At 71.4% G+C, this 20,633-nt stretch carries 18 protein-coding genes and 1 other RNA gene; 13 read left to right on the forward strand and 6 right to left on the reverse strand.

All coding sequences use genetic code 11. The features are described 5' to 3' along the window. Positions 1-115 precede the first annotated feature (115 nt). Together H8838_RS06055 and prfB are read left to right on the forward strand one after the other, a co-directional pair. The gene (locus tag H8838_RS06055) at positions 116-988 is read left to right on the forward strand and encodes a hypothetical protein (protein ID WP_181310275.1); all 873 of its coding nucleotides are present in this window, start codon (positions 116-118) and stop codon (positions 986-988) included. A 90-nt stretch (positions 989-1,078) separates the two neighbouring features. Continuing rightward, positions 1,079-2,197 (forward strand): peptide chain release factor 2, encoded by a 1,119-nt coding sequence (gene prfB / locus H8838_RS06060; protein ID WP_181310276.1) that lies wholly within the window; start codon positions 1,079-1,081, stop codon positions 2,195-2,197. 75 nt (positions 2,198-2,272) lie between these two features. On the opposite strand, the gene H8838_RS06065 is transcribed toward prfB, so the two are convergent. Next, the gene (locus tag H8838_RS06065; protein ID WP_185995111.1) at positions 2,273-5,080 is read right to left on the reverse strand and encodes a fibronectin type III domain-containing protein; all 2,808 of its coding nucleotides are present in this window, start codon (positions 5,078-5,080) and stop codon (positions 2,273-2,275) included. Between the two features lie 146 nt (positions 5,081-5,226). Between H8838_RS06065 and ftsE the strand changes: the two genes are divergently transcribed. The 7 genes from ftsE (at position 5,227) to H8838_RS06100 (ending at position 11,544) form a co-directional block, all read left to right on the forward strand. After that, the gene (gene ftsE, locus H8838_RS06070) at positions 5,227-5,916 is read left to right on the forward strand and encodes a cell division ATP-binding protein FtsE (protein ID WP_181310278.1); all 690 of its coding nucleotides are present in this window, start codon (positions 5,227-5,229) and stop codon (positions 5,914-5,916) included. A gap of 42 nt (positions 5,917-5,958) precedes the next feature. Continuing rightward, the gene (gene ftsX, locus H8838_RS06075) at positions 5,959-6,870 is read left to right on the forward strand and encodes a permease-like cell division protein FtsX (protein WP_181310279.1); all 912 of its coding nucleotides are present in this window, start codon (positions 5,959-5,961) and stop codon (positions 6,868-6,870) included. A gap of 87 nt (positions 6,871-6,957) precedes the next feature. Further along, on the forward strand, positions 6,958-8,256 hold the full coding sequence (locus tag H8838_RS06080; protein ID WP_185995110.1) for a M23 family metallopeptidase: 1,299 nt from the start codon (positions 6,958-6,960) through the stop codon (positions 8,254-8,256). 48 nt (positions 8,257-8,304) lie between these two features. Continuing rightward, positions 8,305-8,784: an SsrA-binding protein SmpB gene (smpB, locus tag H8838_RS06085; RefSeq protein ID WP_181310281.1), complete on the forward strand. Its 480-nt coding sequence runs from the start codon at positions 8,305-8,307 to the stop codon at positions 8,782-8,784. 6 nt (positions 8,785-8,790) lie between these two features. Then, entirely contained in the window at positions 8,791-9,759 is a 969-nt protein-coding gene (locus tag H8838_RS06090; protein WP_224766421.1) for an amidohydrolase family protein, read from the forward strand. Between the two features lie 36 nt (positions 9,760-9,795). Then, complete coding sequence (locus H8838_RS06095) at positions 9,796-10,962, forward strand: YihY/virulence factor BrkB family protein (RefSeq protein WP_185995109.1); 1,167 nt, start codon at positions 9,796-9,798, stop codon at positions 10,960-10,962. A gap of 33 nt (positions 10,963-10,995) precedes the next feature. Continuing rightward, on the forward strand, positions 10,996-11,544 hold the full coding sequence (locus tag H8838_RS06100; RefSeq protein ID WP_185995108.1) for a hypothetical protein: 549 nt from the start codon (positions 10,996-10,998) through the stop codon (positions 11,542-11,544). Between the two features lie 29 nt (positions 11,545-11,573). Here the strand turns inward: H8838_RS06100 and H8838_RS06105 are convergent, their stop codons facing one another. Both H8838_RS06105 and H8838_RS06110 read right to left on the reverse strand, forming a co-directional pair. After that, positions 11,574-12,794, reverse strand: coding sequence for an HNH endonuclease signature motif containing protein (locus tag H8838_RS06105; protein ID WP_185995107.1), 1,221 nt, complete (start codon positions 12,792-12,794; stop codon positions 11,574-11,576). 314 nt (positions 12,795-13,108) lie between these two features. Next, the gene (locus H8838_RS06110; RefSeq protein ID WP_185995106.1) at positions 13,109-13,435 is read right to left on the reverse strand and encodes a hypothetical protein; all 327 of its coding nucleotides are present in this window, start codon (positions 13,433-13,435) and stop codon (positions 13,109-13,111) included. A 126-nt stretch (positions 13,436-13,561) separates the two neighbouring features. Between H8838_RS06110 and ssrA the strand changes: the two genes are divergently transcribed. From ssrA to H8838_RS06125, 3 genes are all read left to right on the forward strand, one after another. Next, positions 13,562-13,932, forward strand: a transfer-messenger RNA (tmRNA) gene (gene ssrA / locus H8838_RS06115). Positions 13,933-14,103: 171 nt separating this feature from the next. Next, a complete protein-coding gene (locus tag H8838_RS06120) occupies positions 14,104-15,948 on the forward strand; it encodes a hypothetical protein (protein WP_185995105.1) in 1,845 nt (614 codons plus the stop codon). A 40-nt stretch (positions 15,949-15,988) separates the two neighbouring features. Further along, the gene (locus tag H8838_RS06125) at positions 15,989-16,411 is read left to right on the forward strand and encodes a GNAT family N-acetyltransferase (RefSeq protein WP_185995104.1); all 423 of its coding nucleotides are present in this window, start codon (positions 15,989-15,991) and stop codon (positions 16,409-16,411) included. 34 nt (positions 16,412-16,445) lie between these two features. Here the strand turns inward: H8838_RS06125 and H8838_RS06130 are convergent, their stop codons facing one another. Next, positions 16,446-17,357 carry a hypothetical protein gene (locus H8838_RS06130; protein ID WP_185995103.1) on the reverse strand — a complete coding sequence of 304 codons (912 nt, stop codon included), beginning with the start codon at positions 17,355-17,357 and terminating at the stop codon, positions 16,446-16,448. Continuing rightward, positions 17,354-17,950, reverse strand: a complete 597-nt coding sequence (locus H8838_RS06135) for an RNA polymerase sigma factor (RefSeq protein ID WP_185995102.1) — start codon at positions 17,948-17,950, stop codon at positions 17,354-17,356. Before H8838_RS06135 ends, H8838_RS06130 begins: the two co-directional genes overlap by 4 nt. Before the next feature lie 282 nt (positions 17,951-18,232). On the opposite strand from H8838_RS06135, the gene H8838_RS06140 reads away from it, so the two are divergent. Next, on the forward strand, positions 18,233-19,333 hold the full coding sequence (locus H8838_RS06140; RefSeq protein ID WP_185995101.1) for an ABC transporter permease: 1,101 nt from the start codon (positions 18,233-18,235) through the stop codon (positions 19,331-19,333). 24 nt (positions 19,334-19,357) lie between these two features. Here H8838_RS06140 and H8838_RS06145 read toward each other — a convergent pair whose 3' ends face one another. Further along, positions 19,358-20,611 carry a sulfatase-like hydrolase/transferase gene (locus tag H8838_RS06145; protein ID WP_185995100.1) on the reverse strand — a complete coding sequence of 418 codons (1,254 nt, stop codon included), beginning with the start codon at positions 20,609-20,611 and terminating at the stop codon, positions 19,358-19,360. Between the last annotated feature and the right edge of the window lie 22 nt (positions 20,612-20,633).

The raw sequence follows: 20,633 nt of genomic DNA on the forward strand, positions 1-20,633 counted from the left end.
AGCCCCACGCGGCCGGAAGTTACCCCGAATTGGGCACAACAAAGTGGGGTCGGGTGACATCACACTGTCGAGCCTGCAGGACCAGATGCCTGCAACCGACGAGGGAGAACACCCCATGAACCGCACGATCATCGCTTCCGCGGCCGCGGCCGCGGCCGCCCTCCTGCCCGCCGTGCTCGTGGCAGCACCCGGTCAGGCAGTCCAGGGTCAGGCTGTGCAGGGTCAGGCAGTTCAGGGTCAGGCAGCACAGGCGACCGGGTCGTCCGCCGACCAGGTCGCGGCCCGCGCCCAGGCGAAGCCGAAGAAGCAGGCCAAGGTGAGGGTCTCCATCGACCAGGACGTCGCCGTCGTCGGCGAGGACACGCTCTGGTTCAACGGCACGGTCCGGCCGAAGATCAAGGGCCAGACCGTCGTCCTGCAGCAGCGCCTCGAGGGCAAGACCCGATGGAGCAAGTCCAGCTCGGCCAAGGTCCGGAAGAACGGCCGGTTCGTGCTGAGCGACGAGCCCAGCGCTCGCGGCACCCGCTACTACCGGATCATGAAGCGGCCCGGCAAGGGTGTGAAGCGGGGGTTCAGCGAGGAGATGAAGGTGGTCGTCTACCGCTGGGACGCCCTCACCCCGCGCAGCCACGGCCCCAAGCTCAACGTGGACCCGGGCATCGTCCAGATCGGCGCCCAGACCTACGGCAACAGCCTGGTCACCAAGGCCCCCGGTGAGGGCATGATCGAGTACACCCTGGGGAGCAAGTGCACGAAGCTCTCGGCCACCTACGCCCTGACCGACACCAGCGCCACTGGATCCACCGGCACCGCCAAGCTCGAGGCTGACGGCGTGACCAAGACCTGGCACGAGCTCGCGATCGGCACGATCGCCCCGGTGGTGAGCGACGTGACCGGCGCGTTCCGGGTGGCCCTCCGGTTCACCGCGAGCGAGACCCCGGCCGCCCAGGTCGCGGCCGCCGACGTCAAGGTGCTCTGCACCAAGTGACGGACCCGCTGGGCTGAGCCACGCACAGCCCGAGCGCCGCCGGTGAGGGGGTTTCGACACCTCACCGGCGGCGCCGTAGGGTGAGCAATTGTGGCAGGCCCCGATTTCGACACCCAGATCAAGCAGCTCCAGGCGACCATGCACACGATCGAGCAGGTGCTCGACGTGGAGGCGATGCGCCGCGAGATCGCGGACCTCGGGGACCAGGTCGCCGCACCCGACCTGTGGGACGACCAGGAGAACGCCACCCGGGTCACCGGTCGGCTCTCCATGCTGCAGGGCGAGCTCGACAAGTTCACCTCGCTGAGCGAGCGGATCGACGACCTGGAGATCATGGTCGAGCTCAGCCAGGAGGAGGGCGACGCCGAGGCGCTGGCCGACGCCGAGCGGGAGCTCGAGCGGATCAAGGGCTCGGTCGAGTCCCTGGAGATCCGCACCCTGCTCTCCGGCGAGTACGACGCTCGCGAGGCACTGGTCAGCATCCGCGCCGGAGCCGGTGGCGTCGACGCCGCCGACTTCGCCGAGATGCTGATGCGGATGTACACGCGCTGGGCCGAGCAGCACAAGTACCCCGTGGAGGTCTTCGAGACCTCCTACGCCGAGGAGGCCGGCCTCAAGTCCGCCACCTTCGCCATCCACGCGCCGTACGCCTACGGCAACCTCTCGGTCGAGGCGGGGACCCACCGACTGGTGCGGATCAGCCCGTTCGACAACCAGGGTCGCCGCCAGACCAGCTTCGCCGCGGTCGAGGTGGTGCCGGTGCTGGAGCAGACCGACGAGATCGACGTCCCCGACGAGGAGATCCGCGTCGACGTCTACCGCTCCGGCGGTCCCGGCGGGCAGTCGGTCAACACCACCGACTCCGCGGTCCGGCTGACCCACATCCCGACCGGCACGGTCGTCTCCTGCCAGAACGAGAAGTCCCAGCTGCAGAACAAGGCCTCCGCCATGGTGGTGCTCAAGGCCAAGCTGCTGGCCCGGAAGAAGGCCGAGGAGAAGGCGCACCTCGACGAGATGCGCGGCGACGTCCAGGCCAGCTGGGGCGACCAGATGCGCAACTACGTGCTCAACCCCTACCAGGTCGTGAAGGACCTGCGCACCGGCTACGAGGTGGGCAACCCGAGCGCGGTCTTCGACGGCGACCTCGACGGCTTCCTCGAGGCCGGCATCCGCTGGCGGCGGGGCGCCGAGAAGGCCGAGTCCAACTGACCCGCGCGGCGCGACCCCGCGCCGCCTGTCTCAGCGCCGCCTATCTCAGAGCCGACCGTCCCAGCGCCGCCTGTCTCAGCGCGGGCGGACTGCCCTGGTCCAGCCGGAGCGCTTCGACCAGCCCCCGGTAGTGCCGGCCTGGACCTGCACCTTCCAACGCCCACGGCCCAGACGCAGCTCGCGGGAGAGCGTCGTCGCCGTGACGGTGACGGTGCGGGCCTTGCCGACGGCCTTGCCGCGCGCGTTCACCTTCTGCAGCGTCAGGCGGTAGTGGGTGGGGCGGTCGTTGCCCATCGACCTCGGCGCTCGCCAGGTCACGCGGACCGTGGTCTTGCCGCCCGCCGAGCCGGGGGTGGCGCTGACCCTCCTGGGCTTCCCGGGAGCGACAGGTGTCGGCGTGGGAACGGTGCCGGCTGTCGGCGGAGCGGACGGTGAGGAAGAAGGCGAAGGGCTCGCCGGTGCGGACGTCGCGGTCGGCGTCGCGGTGGGCGTCGGTGTTGCGGTCGGCGTCGGCGTCGGCGTGGGGGTCGGCGTCGGGGTCGGCGTCGGTACGGTCTGGATCTCGACCGTCACCGGCATCCCGACCGCGGTGCTGTGAGCGGCAGCGTTCACCGCGCGTACGGCGAGCGTGTGCTCACCGGAGGTGAGGTCGTCGAAGCGCCTCGTGAAGGTGTAGGCGTCCGCCGTCGTCCAGGCGCCGTCGTCGAGGCGCACCTCGTAGGTCGTCAGGTCGCCGCCGTCGTCGGTCGGGGTCGCCCAGCCGAGGGTCGCCGTGGTGCCGTCGACAGTGGCGGTCACCTCGGTCGGCTCCGTCGGCGCCACCGGGGCGAACCGGACCCTGAACGACTTCGCCGGACCCGTCCCGGCCTCGTTGGTCAGGGTGAGGCTTGCCGTGGTGCCCGCCACGAAATATTCCCCTGGCAAGGTTGCGCCGTTCGGGGGGAGTGTCGGGAAGTGAGCCTGTCCGCCTCCCGTCGAGGTGAAGGTCAACCGCGCCGTCACGCCGTCCAGGCTCTCGCCCGGCCGCGTGACCGTCCGCAGCTGCACGTGGTCGGGGCCCAGCGTCCTCAGCGAGACGTGCAGCGGCGCGCCCGGCGGGATGAGGGACGTCACCTCGGCCGCCTCGGAGGGCCCCGCCGCGTTGACGGCGCGTACCCGCGCGGTGACCGGGGCGCCGGGGGTGGTCTGCACGACGTGTCGACGTGTCGCGGCGTCGACGGTGACGTCTTCCTGGCCTCCGACCGAGATCACGTAGCCGGTGACGGCTCCGCCGCCGGAGGTGGCGGGCGGAGCCCAGGTCACCGTCGTCTGTCCCGCGGCCGTCGTGACGGCCTTCAGCGCCGTCGGCGGCCCGGGGGCGTGCACGGCGGAGCCGCAGCCTGTCACGTCCACGGTGTAGGCACCGACGGAGTGCGAAGCCGGGTAGGCCTGCGGGGTACCCCCACTGCCGTCGGGGAGCACCACCAGGTAGTGGCGCGAGCCGTCGAGCTGGCGGCTGATCTCGGCGTCCACCCCGGCGTTGCGCACGGGCGTGCCCCGGACCGTGGCGGGGGCGTCGGTGGCTACCACGCGGCCGTCGGCGTCGACCAGCCGGATCGCGACGTCGAGGTTGGGGGTGACAGTGGTGGTCGTGACCCGGGCGACCAGGTCGGTGCAGTGGTCGAGGCGGTACCAGTCCTGGTCGCTCTCGGAGGTGATGGAACCCGTCGCGGTGCCAGCGTCGAGCGTCTGTGCGGTGAGGCCGTCGGTGCCCGGTTCGTCGGCGCGCAGTGGCAGCCCGTACGTGGTCGCGCGCGTGCGTTCGACCTCGGACCAGAAGCTGGCGGGCCGCGGGGAGCCGTAGTCCATGATCCGGAAGTGCAGGTCGCTGACGTCGGATCCAGTTGCCACCGGTCCGTAGGGCGCGTCCCACACGTGACTGAGGCCGATGTTGTGGCCCACCTCGTGCGAGATGGTCCAGGCCAGCAGATCGGCGTCGGCACCTCGCATCTTGCCGCTGAAGACGAGGGCAGGGCTTCTCTGGGCCAGGGTGTTGAGTTGGTTGAACGAGCCCACGTACCCCAGTCCGACCGTGCCGCCCTGAGCGCTCGAGCCGGTGAGGGCGGTGGCGAGCGTCGGGCTGTCACTGAGCAGGGCCCGCGCCCCGTATCGCTCGTCGCCAGGGGAGGTGCGGTAGAGCGCGTCGTCGCCCGGGTTCCGGGTGGTGACGTTCACGTCGAAGGCCGCGAAGTCCTCGGCGACTCGCGCCCAGACCTCCTGCAGCAGGCGACGCTCCTCGGCGGAGAACCCGGGTCCGTCCTGGGCGGGGTCCCACCCCTGGTGAAAGCCCGTGGCGGCCGGGTAGGTCGCCGCCCAGGCGGTGTGCGACATGTCGTGCCCGTCCACGTCGATGAAGATCGTGCGCCTCGCCCAAGGCTTGCTGTGCAGGTGGAACACGTCGTCGGCGACGGTGGTGGGAGCAGCAGACCCGGCGCTCTCGGGCTGCGGCGTCCGCTCTGCGCCGTGCTGGTGCTCGAGGTGCTGGTGGGGCTCAGAATGCTGGTGGGGCTCATGGTGGGTGAAGTCGTCGGCGTAGAAGAGTCGGCCCGAGGGGTCGACGTGGAGCGAGTCGTCCTCGGCCAGGCTCTCCGCCAGGTCTGCCGGACGCAGGTCGTGCGCCTCGGCCACCGCCGCGAGGTCGGCGCCACCCGCACCGCCCAGCGCGTCGACCGCTTCCGGACCCGAGACCGGTCTGTCCAGGCGTACGACGGGCTCGTCCGCCGTCCCCTCGCCCGCGTTCGCCACGCCCACCGGGATGCCGACGGCCACGAGTGCGGCGGCCAGGACGAGGGAGGCGGGGAAGCGGCGAGGACGGGTCCGTGGGGCGGCAGGCAGTCGTGTCACCGGCCCGAGGATATGGCGCACGAGGGGCCTCCCGCAGGCGAACGAACGAAAGCGAAGGAGAACTCTCGTGGCCTGTCACACACCAGGGGGACCCAGCGCGGCGTGCGTCCCGGCCGCCCGTGCGTGCTCGGCTAGTGTCGCTTCACGTGATTCGCTTCGAGAAGGTCACCAAGGCCTACCCCGGGCACGCCCAACCCGCGCTCGACCAGGTCTCGGTCGACATCGAGAAGGGCGAGTTCGTCTTCCTCGTCGGCTCCTCGGGCTCCGGGAAGTCGACCTTCCTGCGCCTGGTGCTGCGTGAGTACCGTCCCTCGTCGGGACGGGTCTACGTGGCCGGCAAGGAGATCAACAGGCTGGCGAGCTGGAAGGTGCCGCGGCTGCGCCGCGACATCGGCACGGTCTTCCAGGACTTCCGCCTGCTGCCCAACAAGACCGTCAGCGAGAACGTCGCCTTCGCGCTGCAGGTGATCGGCCGATCACGCTCCGACATCAAGGACCTGGTGCCGGAGACCCTCGAGCTGGTGGGCCTGGACGGCAAGGGCGACCGGATGCCCGACGAGCTCTCGGGCGGTGAGCAGCAGCGGGTGGCGGTGGCCCGGGCGTTCGTCAACCGGCCGATGATCCTGATCGCCGACGAGCCCACCGGAAACCTCGACCCGACCACCTCGGTGGGCATCATGAAGCTGCTGGACCGGATCAACCGCACCGGCACGACCGTGGTGATGGCGACCCACGACGCGGGGATCGTGGACCAGATGCGCAAGCGGGTCATCGAGCTGGAGCACGGGCGCGTCATCCGCGACCAGTCCCAGGGCGTCTACGGCGCGCAGAACTGACCCCCGCACTTCCCCCGTACCGACGAGAGGCAACCCCACCCCATGCAGCTGCGTTACGTCTTCTCCGAGCTCGGCCAGGGGCTTCGACGCAACCTGTCGATGCACCTCGCGGTCATCCTCACCCTCTTCGTCTCCCTCACCCTCGTCGGGCTGGGCGTGCTGCTCAACCAGCAGGCGAACAAGGCCGCCGACCACTGGGGCAGCCAGCTCCAGATCACCGTCTGGCTGTGCAAGGCCGAGGACAGCTCGGCCGCCTGCACCGGGGAGGTGACCGACGCCCAGCGTGACGCCATCGTCCAGGTCGTCGAGGAGAACCCGGAGGTCGCCGGCTACCACCTGGAGTCCCAGGAGGTCGCGTTCGAGAAGGTCAAGGAGCTCTTCGGCCAGGAGCGGTTCGAGGGCCCCAACCCCGCGGCGTCCGTGGAGGACATGCCCGAGTCGGTGTGGATCGAGCTGAAGAACGCCGAGGAGTTCGAAGGCATCGTCTCCGCCGTCCGCGGCCTCGACGGGGTCTCCGGGATCCGGGACATGCGCGAGACGCTGACGCCCATCTACGGCTCGATCAACGCGCTCAAGTGGGGCGCGCTCGGCACCGCCGGATTCCTCGTGCTCGCCGCGCTGCTGCTGGTGGGCAACACGATCCGGCTCGCCGCGTTCGCCCGGCGCAAGGAGATCGGCATCATGCGGCTCGTCGGTGCCTCCACCCTCTACATCACGCTGCCCTTCCTGCTGGAGGCGCTGGTCACCGCCCTGGTCGGTGTCCTGCTGGCCGCGGGGGCCCTGGGTGCCTTCATGTACTTCGGGATCCACGAGCGAACCGCGGACGACCTGAAGTTCATGCCGTGGATCGGACTGGGGGAGTACGGCACCGCCGTGGCGGCGATCGCGCTGCTCGGTCCGTTGCTCACGCTGCTTCCGACACTCGTGCTGACCCGCAAATACCTCAAAGTCTGACCGCGCTCGGTTACCGTCAGGTCGTTCACTTCCCCGGACACCGAAGGCAACCTGGTGCGTCACTTCCCCCGTACCACTCGCCGACGCATGGCCTCCGCCCTCGCGGCGAGCGGCATGGCGATCGGTGTGCTCGCCGTCCCCGCAGCCGTCTCGACCTCGGCCTCGACCCCCGTGCTCGCTGCTGCAGATCTGGGGATGCAGTCGAACCCTGACGACCTGAAGAAGAAGAAGCGCCAGGTCGAGAAGGACATCGAGCGGGCCGAGGAGGACCTGCACTCCTCCAGCTCGCGCATGCAGCGGGCGTCGGCGGCCCTGGCCACCGCCCGCGAGCAGCTCGGTGCGGCGAAGGTGACGCTGGCCGCGGCGGAGGCGAAGGTCGCCACGGCCGCCGAGCGCGACGCGCAGATGCAGGCCGAGCTGGACGAGGCGACCCTCGCCCTGGAGCAGGCCCAGGCCGAGCTGGAGAGCAGCCGCGTCGACCGGGCCGCCCAGCGCGACCAGGTGGCCACCACGATCACCGACATCTACCAGCAGGGCGACCCCGAGCTCCTGGCGTTCGCCTCCTTGCTCGACGCCAAGACGCCGGCCGACCTGACCCGCCAGACGAAGATGCGCGACGCCATCGTCGACCGCGAGTCCCGGACCTACCAGGAGCTCCAGGCCTCCGAGGTGCTGCTCGAGGTCAAGGAGGCCCAGGTCGCGGCGGCGAAGGAGGTCGTCGCCACGAAGCGCGCCGCGGCGGCTGCGCACCTGGCCGAGATGCAGGAGTACGAGGCGGAGGCAGCCAGCGCCAAGGCCGCCGTCGCCGCCCGCGTGGGGGAGCGGCGTACGGCGCACGAGGCCGCGGCCGCTGCCAGGCGGGCCGACGAGCAGGCGCTCGCCGAGCTGGAGCGCGAGGAGGCCGCGCTGGCCGACAAGCTGCGCCGGCTCGCGGAGGCCGCCCTGCGCGCCCAGCGTGCGCGCCAGTCGACGTCGTCGGGGCAGGCGGGTGGCTTCCTCACCTCGCCGGTCTCCAACGCTCGGCTCTCCTCGCCGTACGGCTGGCGGACCCACCCGATCTACGGGTACTGGGGGCTGCACGACGGCCAGGACTGGGCCGCCGACTGCGGCCAGCCCCTGGTCGCCGGTGCCGACGGGCGGGTCGTCTCGTCGTACTACTCCTCGGTCTACGGCAACCGTCTGGTGATCGACCACGGCGCCGTGGCGGGCCGGGGGCTGGCGACCGTCTACAACCACGCCTCGAGCTACCGCGTCGGGGTCGGCGCGACCGTCTCGCGCGGGCAGGTCATCGGGTACGTCGGCAACACCGGGTGGTCGACCGGGTGTCACCTGCACTTCTCGGTGATGGCCAACGGCCAGACTGTGGATCCTCGCGGCTGGCTCTGACCGGACCGGCCGCGAATGCGGTTGCGCCGAGTTGAGAGGATGACCCTCATGGCCAGGGAACAGGGCACCAAGACGGTTGCGCAGAACCGCAAGGCGCGACACGACTACCACATCGAGGACACCTGGGAGGCCGGGATCGTCCTGGTCGGCACCGAGGTGAAGTCGCTGCGGCAGGGCAGGGCGTCCCTGGTCGACGGGTTCGCCGAGGTCGACGGCGGCGAGGTCTGGCTGCACCAGGTGCACATCCCGGAGTACTCCCAGGGCACCTGGACCAACCACTCCGCGCGACGCAAGCGCAAGCTGCTGCTGAACCGCGCCGAGATCAACAAGATCGAGCGCAAGGTGGCCGACTCCGGCTACACGCTGGTGCCGCTCCAGCTCTACTTCAAGGACGGCCGGGCCAAGGTCGAGATCGCGCTGGCCAAGGGCAAGAAGTCCTACGACAAGCGGCACTCGCTGGCCGAGCGTCAGGCGAACCGGGAGAAGGAGCAGGCCGTGCAGCGCCGGCTCAAGGGCTTCAAGGACTGAGCCGGCGTGACCACCGAGCACGCGAGCGACCCGTCGGGACCGACCCGAATCCGGGTCGCGGGGCAGGCGTCCGGGGACGAGGTCGCCGGTGACGCCGCCGACGTGCGTGCCTGGACCGAGCGGCTCGGGCTGCCCGGGCTCTTCGACGTGCACACCCACTTCCTGCCCCCGCGGGTGATGGAGAAGGTCCGCGCCCAGTTCGACTCCGCTGGCCCGCTGATCGGGCGGACGTGGCCGCTGCGCTACCGCGACAGCGACACGGCACTGGCCCGGGTGCTCACCTCGTTCGGGGTACGGCACTTCTCCGCGCTGCCCTACGCGCACAAGCCGCAGATGGCGGAGTACCTCAACGACTGGGCCGACGAGTTCGCGGCCCGCACCCCCGGTGCCCTGCGCTGCGGCACGTTCTTCCCCGAGCCGGGCGCCGCCGACTACGTCCGACGCCGGATCGAGGGTGGTCTCGAGCTGTTCAAGGTGCACGTCCAGGTGGGGGCGTTCCACGTCACCGACCCGCTGCTGGACGAGGCCTGGGGTGTGGTCGCCGAGGCCGGTACCCCGGTGGTGCTGCATGCCGGGAGCGGTCCGATCCCGACCGAGCACACCGGGCCGGGGCCGGTGGCCCAGCTGCTCGCCCGCCACCCGCGGCTGCGGCTGGTGATCGCGCACATGGGCGCCCCCGAGTACGCCGAGTTCCTGAACTTGGCGGAGACCTACGAGCACGTCCGGCTCGACACCACGATGGCGTTCACCGACTTCTTCACCGAGATGGGCGGCCCGTTCCCGAGCGACCTCCTGCCCAGGGTCGCGGACCTGGGGGAGAAGGTGCTGCTCGGCTCGGACTTCCCCAACATCCCGTACCCCTACGTCCACCAGCTCGAGTCGCTCGAGCGGCTCGCCGCCTGCCACCCGGGGCTGGGTGAGCCGTGGCTGCGCGCGGTCTGCTGGGAGAACGGCGTACGGCTCTTCGCCCGCTGAGGCTCCCCGGGGCCACTGCCCCGGTAGCGTGGGCCCGTGGGTGCAGTCTCCAAGGTCGACGACTTCCAGCGACGTCACAGCGTCGTGGGGTTCCCGCTTGCCGTCGTCTACAAGTACTTCGACGACCAGGGCCCCTACCTGGCGGCCGGACTGACCTACTACGCGTTCGTCGCGATCTTCCCGCTGATGCTGCTGGGCACCTCGATCCTGGGGTTCGTGCTCCAGGACAACCCCGAGCTGCAGGAGCAGATCCTGAACTCCGCGCTGGGGCAGTTCCCGATCATCGGGGACGAGCTGGGCCGACCGCAGGGCATCCAGGGCTCCCTCACCGGTGCAGTGCTCGGCGCGCTGACCGCGCTCTACGGCTGTCAGGGACTCGGTCAGGCGCTGCAGAACCTCCAGCACACCGCGTGGTCGGTCCCGCGCAACAGCCGGCCCAACCCCATCTACGCGCGGGTCAAGACGCTGTTGCTCCTGGTGACGGCGGGCATGTCGCTGATGACGGTCTCGGTGCTCACGACGGTGGGGACCACGACGGACCTCTTCTCGGGGGCCCTGGAGGGCTGGTTCCGGACGCTGGTGCTGCCGATGATCGGTGTGCTCGTCGTCGGTGCCTTCCTCTCGCTGCTCTTCCGGTTCGCGGCCACGGGCCAGCACTCCTTCTGGCGCGCGGCGCCGGGGGGCTTCACGCTGGCGCTGATGTGGCAGGGCCTGCAGATCCTCGGCGCCAGCTACGTGGAGCACGTGCTCGTCGACACCAGCTCGATGGCCAAGACGTTCGGCCTGGTGCTCGGCCTGATCGGGTTCCTGTGGATCGGCGCCACCATGGCGGTCTTCGCCACCGAGATCAACGTGGTGCTCGGGCGTCGGCTGTGGCCACGCGCCCTGCTGACCCCGTTCACCGATCGGGTCCACCTCACCCAGGCGGACCGGCGGGCCTACGCGAGCTATGTGCGGATGCAGCGGCTCAAGGGCTACGAGCAGGTCGAGGTGGTCTGGAAGGACGGGCCGGACTGGGAAGCGGACCTCTCCGGGACGGTGCTCTCCGAGGTGGGTGACCCCGGGACTGGGGCGGTGGACGGAGACCTGCCCGGCCAGGACGCTCTGCCAGCAGACGACCGCCCGTCCCAGGACCCTGCGCACCTCGGGCTGGCGGCGCGCGCCACCTCGGAAGGCGGCTCGCAGCCGAGTCGCGATCGCTGACCGGAGCGAAGCCGATTGGCTAGGGTGGCGGCCGTGCCCCTGGAGTGGTTGCCCCTCGTGTTCATCCTCAGCTGGCTGGCGATCCTGCTGCTGGTCGTGGGGATCCTGCTGATCGCGTTCAAGCGTCGGCCCCAGCGACGGGGCTGGGGCCCGCAGCAACAGCAGCAGCACGTCTCCGCCGAGCCGGCCGGGCCCGGGAGCTTGCCTTTCGCGGGGGAGTGGAACGCCGCGGTGGTGCCAGCAGGCAGCGGACTTCTCTCCGTCCGCCGCGACTACGGGATCGTCCGTCTGGAGTCGGGGCTGCTCTCGTTCACCCCCGACGGGGCTGCAGCCCCGGTCTGGACCGTGCCGTGCGACCAGCTGGTGGCCGACCGTCAGTCGTACTTCTCGCTCGACGGCGGCGACGTCCAGCTGTCCGGGCCGATGGGCGTGGTCCGGTGTGCGGTCAGCACCGAGCACATCAACCGGTTCAGCACGAACACGGCGAAGGACCTCCGCGAGCGCCGGTACGCCGCCCAGTTCGTCGGCCTGCTGCACGCCCACGGGGCACGTCCCTCCGCGGTGGCAGACCCCTATCGCTGAGCTGCGCGGCGCGCACGCTCCCCGTCGACTCACCGTCGCCTGCTGAACCGGACGTCGCCGTTGGGCAGTCGTTGATGGAGGTAGCGATCGTCGTGGATCCGGTGGTGATGGTGGCTGCACAGCAGCACGCCGTTGTCCAGGTCGGTTGCTCCCAGCCGCCCCCAGGGCAGCAGGTGGTGTGCCTCGCACCAGGTCGCGGGAATCTCGCACCCCGCCGCCCGACACTGTCGGTCGCGCAGGGCCAGGGCCCTGCGCTGGGCGGGGGAGAAGAGACGGGCGGTGCGTCCGAGGTCGAGGAGCTCTGACCGGGTGCCGAAGACCGCGGGCACGAGGTCGGCGGTGCAGGCGAGGCGACGGACCTCCCCGGCACTCAGCGTCTCGCCGGTGGCGAGCTGGCCGGCGCCGACTCCGCGCAGTAGCGCGTCAAGCTCCATCGTCACCACGAGCGTGGTCGCGGACCCTCCGTGCAGGGGCAGCCGGTGCGGGTCCAGCCCCTCGAGCAGGGCGCAGAACGCGTGGCCCAGCCGCATCTCATAGGGGAGGTCCTCGCCCGTCGCGTCGGTGGCGCGGTGGGGGCCGTCGGGCTGCGCCGCATCACCGCACTGCTTGCGAGGGTTGGTGAAGGCCTCGAGGGTGGTGGTCAGTCTGGTGGCCACGTGCTGGGGGACACGCGCCTTCACCAGGACGGTGCCGTCGCCCAGCCGCTGGGTGGTCAGGCGGGTGACGCGGCGGGCGTGCCGCTCCTCGTCCCGGAGCTTCTTGGACTCAGCATCGTCGGCCACGTGCGGCGCGAGCACCTGGAGGATCCGCGCACCGAGGCGGGCGAGGTCGTCCGGTCCGAAGGACGCGGCCTGCTCGACCAGATGGGTCTCGGCCTGGTCGAGAATCTCGTTCCGGCGGTCGGAAGTGAGCACGGGCGTGAAAGAGGTGTCCCCGAGCAGGTCGGTGAGCAGCCGGGCCAGGTCGTCGAGGGCGCGGGAGACGACGTACGCCTGGTCGAGGTGGACCGCGCCGGTGGTCAGTGCCTGCCCGAGGCGTCGCCAGCGGCCGTCGCAGGCTTCCGCCAGACGCTGCTCCCGTCGTCGTTGGCGCCGGTCACCGCGGGTGCGGTGCGTCATCCAGGACGCCACGTCGCGGTGCCCTTCGGCGTCCGCGACGTCGGCCGAGGCTGCCACCACCCGCAGCTTCAGGGCGGTGACGCGGGAGGCCAGCCGCTCCAGGGTGACGAGGCTGTCTCGTTTCTCAGCCACCGACATGAAGACGGGATCGAGGGCCACGGCCTCGTCGAGCGCAGCCTCCAGTGCCGCCGCGCATCGCAGCAGCCGGTGCGGCGTACCGCTCGCCTCGGCAGGGCTGTCGGCACAAGGCGAGTGGCCGGCGGGGGCACCCGCGTATGCCCGGCCGTGCGAGCCGATGTGTCGGTGGACGTGTGGGCCCAGGCGGGGGAGAGGTGCGTTGTCCACGTCGACCTCCCCCGAGTCCGATCAGCCAGCTCTGCGCCCGGCCTGCTTGCCTTATCGTACACGTGTTCGAATAAGAGCACAAGAGGCTGAGTCCGCCAAGGTCAGGGTCGTCGCGCCGCCCTGAGACCCAGCACCACGCCCCAGCCGATGACTCCCAGGAGGACGAACAGCGCGCCCACGGAGCCGATCAGCACGCCGAAGGAGACACCCCAGGGACTGCCCTCGTGTCGAGCAACCCCGCCCTCCACGACGAGCTCTCCGTGTTTCGTGGCAGCGACCGCCACGACCAGGACCGCCACGAGCTGGAGGAAGAGTCCTCCAGCGATGGACAGGTTGAGCGTGCGCTGCGCCCGCTCTGCCTCGGTGGGCCCAGCGGGGCCCGCCACCGGTCCGCCGGCGCGGTCCACCGCGGTCAGGATCTCCGGCACGTGCTCACGTCGAGCTCGTCGATCTCCATGTGCCGACGATGGCAGAGCGGGCGTGCCGCGGGGCAAGCGAAACCAGGTGGGGGAATGAACGGCGCTGGGTTAGGGTTGCGCCAGTACAACTCAAGAGGGGCTGATCGGTTTCGACTTGGGACGTTAGTTCCAGGGGAAGCGGGTCGAGAAGCCAGCGTCATCTCGTAAACGATCGCTGGAACACACAGTTGCCGACTCTAATCGCAACGACTTCGCTCTCGCTGCCTGAGCAGTGATCGAAGGGTCTGACCGGGCATCCGTCCTCGTCCCGGACCCAGGCCTCATCTAGAGGACTAGCTGTTCATCTCCTGTCAGGAGGGGTGAACGGGACTTTTTCCTGACTGAGCCTGTCGACGACGTGTCCGTTGCGAGCGTCGGGGCTGAGAAAAGCGACATCACGGACTGCACCCGGAGAAGACCTGGATCGACGCTCGAGGACCGGGGTTCGATTCCCCGCAGCTCCACCAGACCAGCCAGCCAGACCAGGGGGTCTTCGCAGAACAAGCGTGGACTCTTCGCAGAACTACCGGTCCCGGTGGGTCACACCACTGGGAGCCAGCCCTCTTGAACGTGAGCCGCACCGACACCAGTCGGTGCGGCTCTCGTGCTTTCCGCGGCGGGCGGGCACAGTGTCGCCCGTGAGAATTCGCTCGGGCCGGCGTGGCGCCCACGTGCTGGCCGCACTGGCGGCGTTGTTCGTGCTCGGCCCGGCCGTGATCGTCCACGCGGAGGACGACCCTGCCTCGCTCGAGGAGCGACACCTGCCGACGGCAGTGAACGCCCCGGGGACGTGGTCCGGCGACGAGGAGGTGCGATGGCCGGTCGCGGCTGTCGGCGTGGCGACCCGGACGGAGCCGGTCGGACTCGTGGAGAAGCGGGAGTCTCTTGCCCTCTTCGCGGTCTCGGCGCTCGACGGCCACGCCGCCTGGCTCCGCACCCCGGGGCTCTCGCTGGACGGCTGGGGGTTCGGGGGCTTCGCGGTCTCGCCCGACGGGCAGTGGATCGGATGGGTGCGGCCTCACCGACCCCAGGGGCCGTCGTACCCCGGGCGCGTCGCCGGCTGGTCGATCATGGAGACGACCACGGGCGCGATCCGCGAGCTCGACGTACCGGGCGTCCCCTGGGTGAAAGGGACGATGACGGAGCTCGCCTTCTCCGGGGACTCCCGCTACCTGCTGACGAGCTACGAGAGCCCCGGTACGCGGAACGCGCCGCAGCCCGGGAGCCACCAGCTCGTTGCCTGGGACACCGAGGACGGGAAGCCGACGGTGATCGAGGAGCCCGGGCCGTCCTGGCTGCCGAACCTGGGGTCGGCGCCCACCGGGGTGACCTGGGCTCGGGGACGGAACGTGTTCCGCGTGGACCCGGCGTCCGGAGACATGACCACGGTGACGCTCCCGCAGGATGTCATCGCTGCCTCCTGGGGCCCCGACGACACCAGCTTCGCCTACATCGGGCGGACGGCCGGCAAGCCGAAGTCGCGGTGGCGTCTGTACGCCGGGCGCACGTTCGCCGAGGCTCGGGGCCGCGCCGTGGACCTACCCTCCGGCGTGGGCGTGGACCAGCTGCTCGGGTGGCGCGATCCCGTCCACGTCGTCCTGGGGCACTTCCGGACGTCGGTCCACGTGGTCGATGTCGTGACCGGCGCGGTGGAGAAGATCGATCTGAAGGGCGACGGGACGCAGGTCAATGCGCCGTACCTGGCTAGCGACCTGTGGGAGCAGCCACTCGTCGTTCCCGAGGAGCCGGAGGAGGTCGCTGACCCGCGACGGCCGTGGTGGTGGCTCTCCGGCACCCTTCTCGTGCTGCTCGCCGGGGTGCTCCTGAGCCGCCGGTGGCGTCGTACGACGGACCAGCCAGCCGAGCTGACCCGTCCGCCGTGGGAGCCCGCTCGTCCCGGGGAGCAGGCCCAGGTGGAGCCTGGGGACGGCGGGTCCACTGCTGACTCACGCCCGTGGCGACCTCTCGCCACGGCCGCCACCGGCATGCTCCTGGTGCTGCTCGACTTCCGCGTCGGGGGAAGTCCCGACCTCATCCCCGACCCTCTCGGGTGGGTGATCGCCGCGCTGGCGCTCGGCTCGCTCGCGGAGGTTCACCCGGGCTTCCGCCTCGCCGGGGTGGCGGCGTGGGTGGCCGCGGTCCCGTCGGTGCCGGAGTGGTTCGGCGTCGAGAGCACGCTGATCGACGTCTCGGTCGGCCTCGCGCTGCTCGTCGTCCAGGTCGCGACCTGCACGGCGCTCATGTCGGTGAGTCCTGCGCGGAGGCCGTCGGCCTCGACCATCCGATGGCTCGCCGTCGGTCTCGACATCGCGCAGGTCCTCGCGATCGCCGGTGCGTCCGCCGAGCCGAGCGCGGCGGTGCTGGGCTTTACGTTGGGCCTCGCGTCGCTCGGCGTCCTGGCGTGGTTCCTCGTGCTGTTGTACGGCGCCTCGAAAGACGTGCCTCGTACGGGTGCGCCGCGGCAGCTGGCGGTGCGCCGGTGAACGTCAGCCCCCGGACCCGCAACGTGAGAGCATCCGGCTCATGGCCGACACCACACCAGTCGTCGGAGGCGGCGACAGCGCATTGGACCAACGACTCAGCGACGAGCTGAGCAAGTACAACGCCGCTGCGACGCCCGGGGTCGCCCCTGAGGAGGAGCTCACCGTCCGGATCGAGGACGACGGAGAGCTGCTGGCCGGCCTGTCCGGCTGGACCTGGGGCCAGGCCGCCGGGATCGGCCTGACCTGGGTGCACGCGGAGCACCGCCGCAGCGGCTTGGGGTCAGCGCTCCTCGCCGCGTTCGAGGAGGAGGCCAGGCGACGGGGATGCACGCACGTCTTCGCCACCTCGTTCACCTTCCAGGCCCCCGACTTCTATCAACGTCATGGCTACGAGGAGACGTTCCGGTGGGAGTCGGTTCCCACGCCCGGGCGGGACGACGTGCACATGCTCAAGCACCTCTGAGGCCGCGGGCAGTCCGGCGCCAGGGCGGGACGTCTCAGTCCGTCGGATGCACCGGATCCACGTCGCGCAGGACGGTCCCGTCGCGCAGGGTCACGTCGTAGCGCAGCAGGGGCTCGGGCTCGCCGTCGGGCAGCCCGGAGGCCGCGTCGGCGACGACGTCCGCCGGGTCGAAGATCCGCCCGGGCCACCACGCGGCGTACGTGCCGTCGGCGACGGACGCCTCGACGGTGGTCCCGCCGGCGTGGATGGTCACGCCGACCACGTCCGGACCGACCTCGCCGTTCGTGGTTGCAGCCCGCTCCTGCTCACCCATCCCGAAGGGGCCACCGCCGACGGCGAGCTCGGCCATGGGGCCCTCGACGAGCTGGTCGCCCGAGGGCGCGGCCCATCCGCCCCCGCCGGTGACGGCATGGGTGAGCTCGGACGGCCCGTCCGACGACCCGGCCGGCAGCCGGCCCAGGCAGGCGACGGTGAACTGGTAGCGCCCGGGTGCGGTCCCGGTGAGCAGCACCGAGACCCACTCGCCCCGCCGGTCGGTGAGGCGGGTCGCGAGCTCGGCGCTCGGCACCTCGGGGGCACCGTCGCCGCCCACGCTGTCGCCCACCTGCTCCAGGCACGCCTCTCGCAGGACCTCGGCGTCCCGATCCGAGGCCGCGGCCGGCTCCGCGGTCCACGACGCGAACGCGGGCTCGCCTCCGTTCGTGAGGGGGAGCGCCACCGAGACGCCAGCCAGTGTGACGGCGGCCGCGGCACCCCAGGCGACCCGTCGTACGGGACGACGCGGGCGACGGGGCGGCGGCACCGGCAGATCCGCGACGGGCTGCGCCGGCTCGGTGGCCAGCACCGACTCCAGCAGGCGAGCCCTGCGGTCGGCGTCGACGGGGGTGTCGTGGGGGACGGGGTCGAGCGCCCGCAGGCGCGCGTCGAGGGTGCGGTCGTCGATCATCGGGAGGTCTCCTGGGCTTGGGTCGCGGCGGCGCGCTGGCCGGCGGCGCGCTGGCCGGCGGCGCGGGAAGGGGAGGGGGCGTCGAGGGGCTGAGCTCCATCGAGGTGGCGGGACAGGCTGGCGCGGGCGCGAGCCAGCCGCACCCGGTACGCCGCCGCCGAGATGCCGAGGACCCGGCCGGCCTGCGGCGAGGTGAGGTCCTCCCAGACGGCGAGCGCCAGCACCTCCTGCTCGGCCGGGGAGAGCTGGCCCCAGGCCTCGACCACCTGGAGGCGGTCACCCGGGTCACCCGCGGCCGCCGGGCCCGGTCCGGTCCGGGCGGCCAGCCGGACCGCCACCGCGCGCTGCCGGTCGTCGCCCCGGGTCGCGTTGAGCAGGCAGTTGCGGGCCACCGTGTAGAGCCAGGGCAGCGCCTCGCCGGTGCGCCGGGGCACGTCGTCCAGCCGCCGCCACGCGACGAGGAACGTCTCGGCGACGACGTCGTCGGCACGGGCGGGGTCGGTGCGGCGCAGCGCGAACCGGAGGACGGGGTCGTGGTGGTCGGCGTACAGGGAGCGGAACCGCTCCTCCCGCGCCGATCTCGTGCGTCTCATGCCCCTCTATGTCCGGACGACCCGTCGGTGCAACACGCTCCCCGCTGCGCACCTGCGACCGGCCACGCTAGCGCCCGCCGCGGCTCGCGGTCCTGCACTTCCGCGGGACCTGCGGCCCTGGTTCGCCGGCCGAACCACCTCCTGGGCCCGGGTCATCCGGCCCGTGTCAGGTCCCGGCGACCACACCTACTGTGGTCAGCGATGGGGCTCGGGCCCGCTGCTCTCGCCGTACGGCGTCCGCGCCACGTCGGCGCGGAACCGGCGCCCGGCAAAGGAGAGGCCATGACAGCCGAACGGACCCCGCAGGACCAGCAGCCCCCGGACACCCCGCGGCACGCGAAGGACCTCGACGCCGCAGAGGCGGAGGCCCTGGCGATCGACCCCAAGCGCTCGATGATCCGGGCCGTGGCGTGGGTCCTCGGCGTGCTCTTCCTCCAGTTCGCCTTCATCTACAGCTACGTCGGTGCCTTCCACGACCCCAAGCCGCACGAGCTCAAGGTGCAGGTCGTGGCCCCGCAGGGCGGCCAGGCCCAGGGTGAGCAGCTGGTCGACCAGCTCAACAAGCTCTCCGACGACCCGCTGGACGCCTCGTTGGCCGACTCCGAGGAACAGGCGCGCAAGGACGTCCGGAGCGGGGACCAGGTGAGCGCCCTGGTGCTCCGCCCCGAGCAGAGCAGCGATCTGCTGCTCACCGCCTCAGGCGCCGGCGTCTCGGAGGAGGAGGCCGCCGCCGCCGTGCTCTCCAAGGTGGTGACCGAGCAGGGGCGGACCGTGGAGAAGGAGGACCTGGTCCCGCTGCAGAGCGGTGACGCCCGCGGGCTCACCGGCTTCTACCTCGTGGTCGGCTGGGCGGTCGGCGGCTACCTGTTCCCGACGGTGATCGCCCTCGCGCGCGGTGACCGGCCCACGTCCGTGCGCTTCGCGGCGCTCCGGCTGGCCGCGCTGGTCCCGTACGCGCTGGCCTCCGGGTTCGGTGGCGCACTGATCGTCGGGCCGATGCTGGACGCCCAGACGGGGCACTTCTGGCAGCTGGGACTGCTCGGGGCCGCGGTGTCGTTCTCGATCGCCGCGCTGGCGATCGGGCTGGAGGCGATCTTCGGGGTGATCGGGATCGGGATCACCCTGCTGCTGATCGTGATCATCGGCAACCCCAGCGCGGGCGGGGCCTTCCAGGCCGGGGTGATGCCCACCTTCTGGCGGGTCGTCGGTGACTGGATCCCGACCGGTGCGGGCGTGGACGGGGTGCGCCAGATCGTCTACTTCGGCTCCGACGACCTGACCCGCCCGTTGTCGGTGCTGGCGGCGTACGCCGTGGTCGGCATCGTGCTCACGTTGCTGATCGCCGGCCGCGGCCGCCGCCCGGAGGTGTTGGTGACCGTCTGAGCCGTGACTCGTCCGGCCGCGGTCTCAGATCTCCAGGGCGCGCAGGGCGCGGCCGGTCGCGGACCGCAGACGACCGAGCGGACCCGCCCAGCCGGCCACGTCGGCCCCCTGGAGGCTGTCGAGCTGGTGCGGGTCGGTGGCGAGGTCGTAGAGTTCGCACTCGCCCCGCTCGTGGTGGTCGATGAAGACGTGCGACCCCTCCCGCAGCATCGCCCACCCGAGGTTGGTGTTCTCCACGAGCAGCCGGCGTCGCCAGCCGGACCAGTCCCCGGTGGTCAGCGGCGCCAGCAGCGAGCGGCCGTCCAGCTCACGACCGGCGTCCGGGTCGAGTCCGGCGATCTCCAGGGTGGTCGGCATCAGGTCGACCTGGGAGACCAGGGCGTCGCTCACCGCAGGTGCCGCACCGGGTCCGCGGACGACGTACGGCACGCCGGCGGACTCCTCGTAGGGCTGCTCCTTGCGGAAGAGCCGGTGCTCGCCCAGCAGGTAGCCGTTGTCGGAGACGAAGAAGATCCAGGTCCGCTCGTGCTGACCCGTCTCCCGCAGCACGTCGAGGACCCGGGCGACCTGGTCGTCGAGGTCCTGGAGCTCCTCGAGCTTTCCTTCGTGGACCTCGCGCATCCGTGCCCGGTCCTGGGGCGGGAGATCCCGCAGCCAGCTCGGCTTGTCGCTCATGTCCCGCTCGTTGAGCGAGGGCGGGTCCCAGCGCACGCCGTCGAAGTCGTCGCGGTGCCGACGGCTCGGCGTGTAGGGGTCGTGCGGCGTCGAGGTCGACCAGACGGCGAACCACGGACCGCTGTCAGCCTGGCGCTCCAGGTAGTTGGTGAGCCGGTCGAGAGCGAACCGGTCTGCCGCCCGCTGCGACCCGAGCTCCCGGTTCTCGCCGTCGACGTTGACCCGCCCGCCCGACCCCACCGTGGTCACCCAGCGGCGCCACCCGGGAGCGACGTACGCCGGGTCGCGGGAGAGGCCGTTCATGTACTTGCCGAAGTAGCCGGTGTCGTAGTCGGTGCCCGCGCGGAGCCGGGTGGCGACCGTGTCCTGGTCGAGCCCGCGCTGGACGAACGGCGCGTGCGTCTGGTTGGTGCTGCAGCCGTGGTGGTGCGGGTAGCGGCTGGTCAGCATCGACGCTCGCGCCGGACCGCACCACGGCATCGCCGCGTACCCCCGGTCGAACCGGACGCCGCGCTGCACCAGCCGGCTCCACGTCCGCGGCATCCGCTCCAGGGTGGCGCGCGGCTGGTCGTCGGTGATGATCCACAGCACGTTGTCGGACATGCTGCGGCAGCCTAGCGGCGGT

It is taken from the genome of Nocardioides campestrisoli (genome assembly GCF_013624435.2).
Classification (GTDB): domain Bacteria; phylum Actinomycetota; class Actinomycetes; order Propionibacteriales; family Nocardioidaceae; genus Nocardioides; species Nocardioides campestrisoli.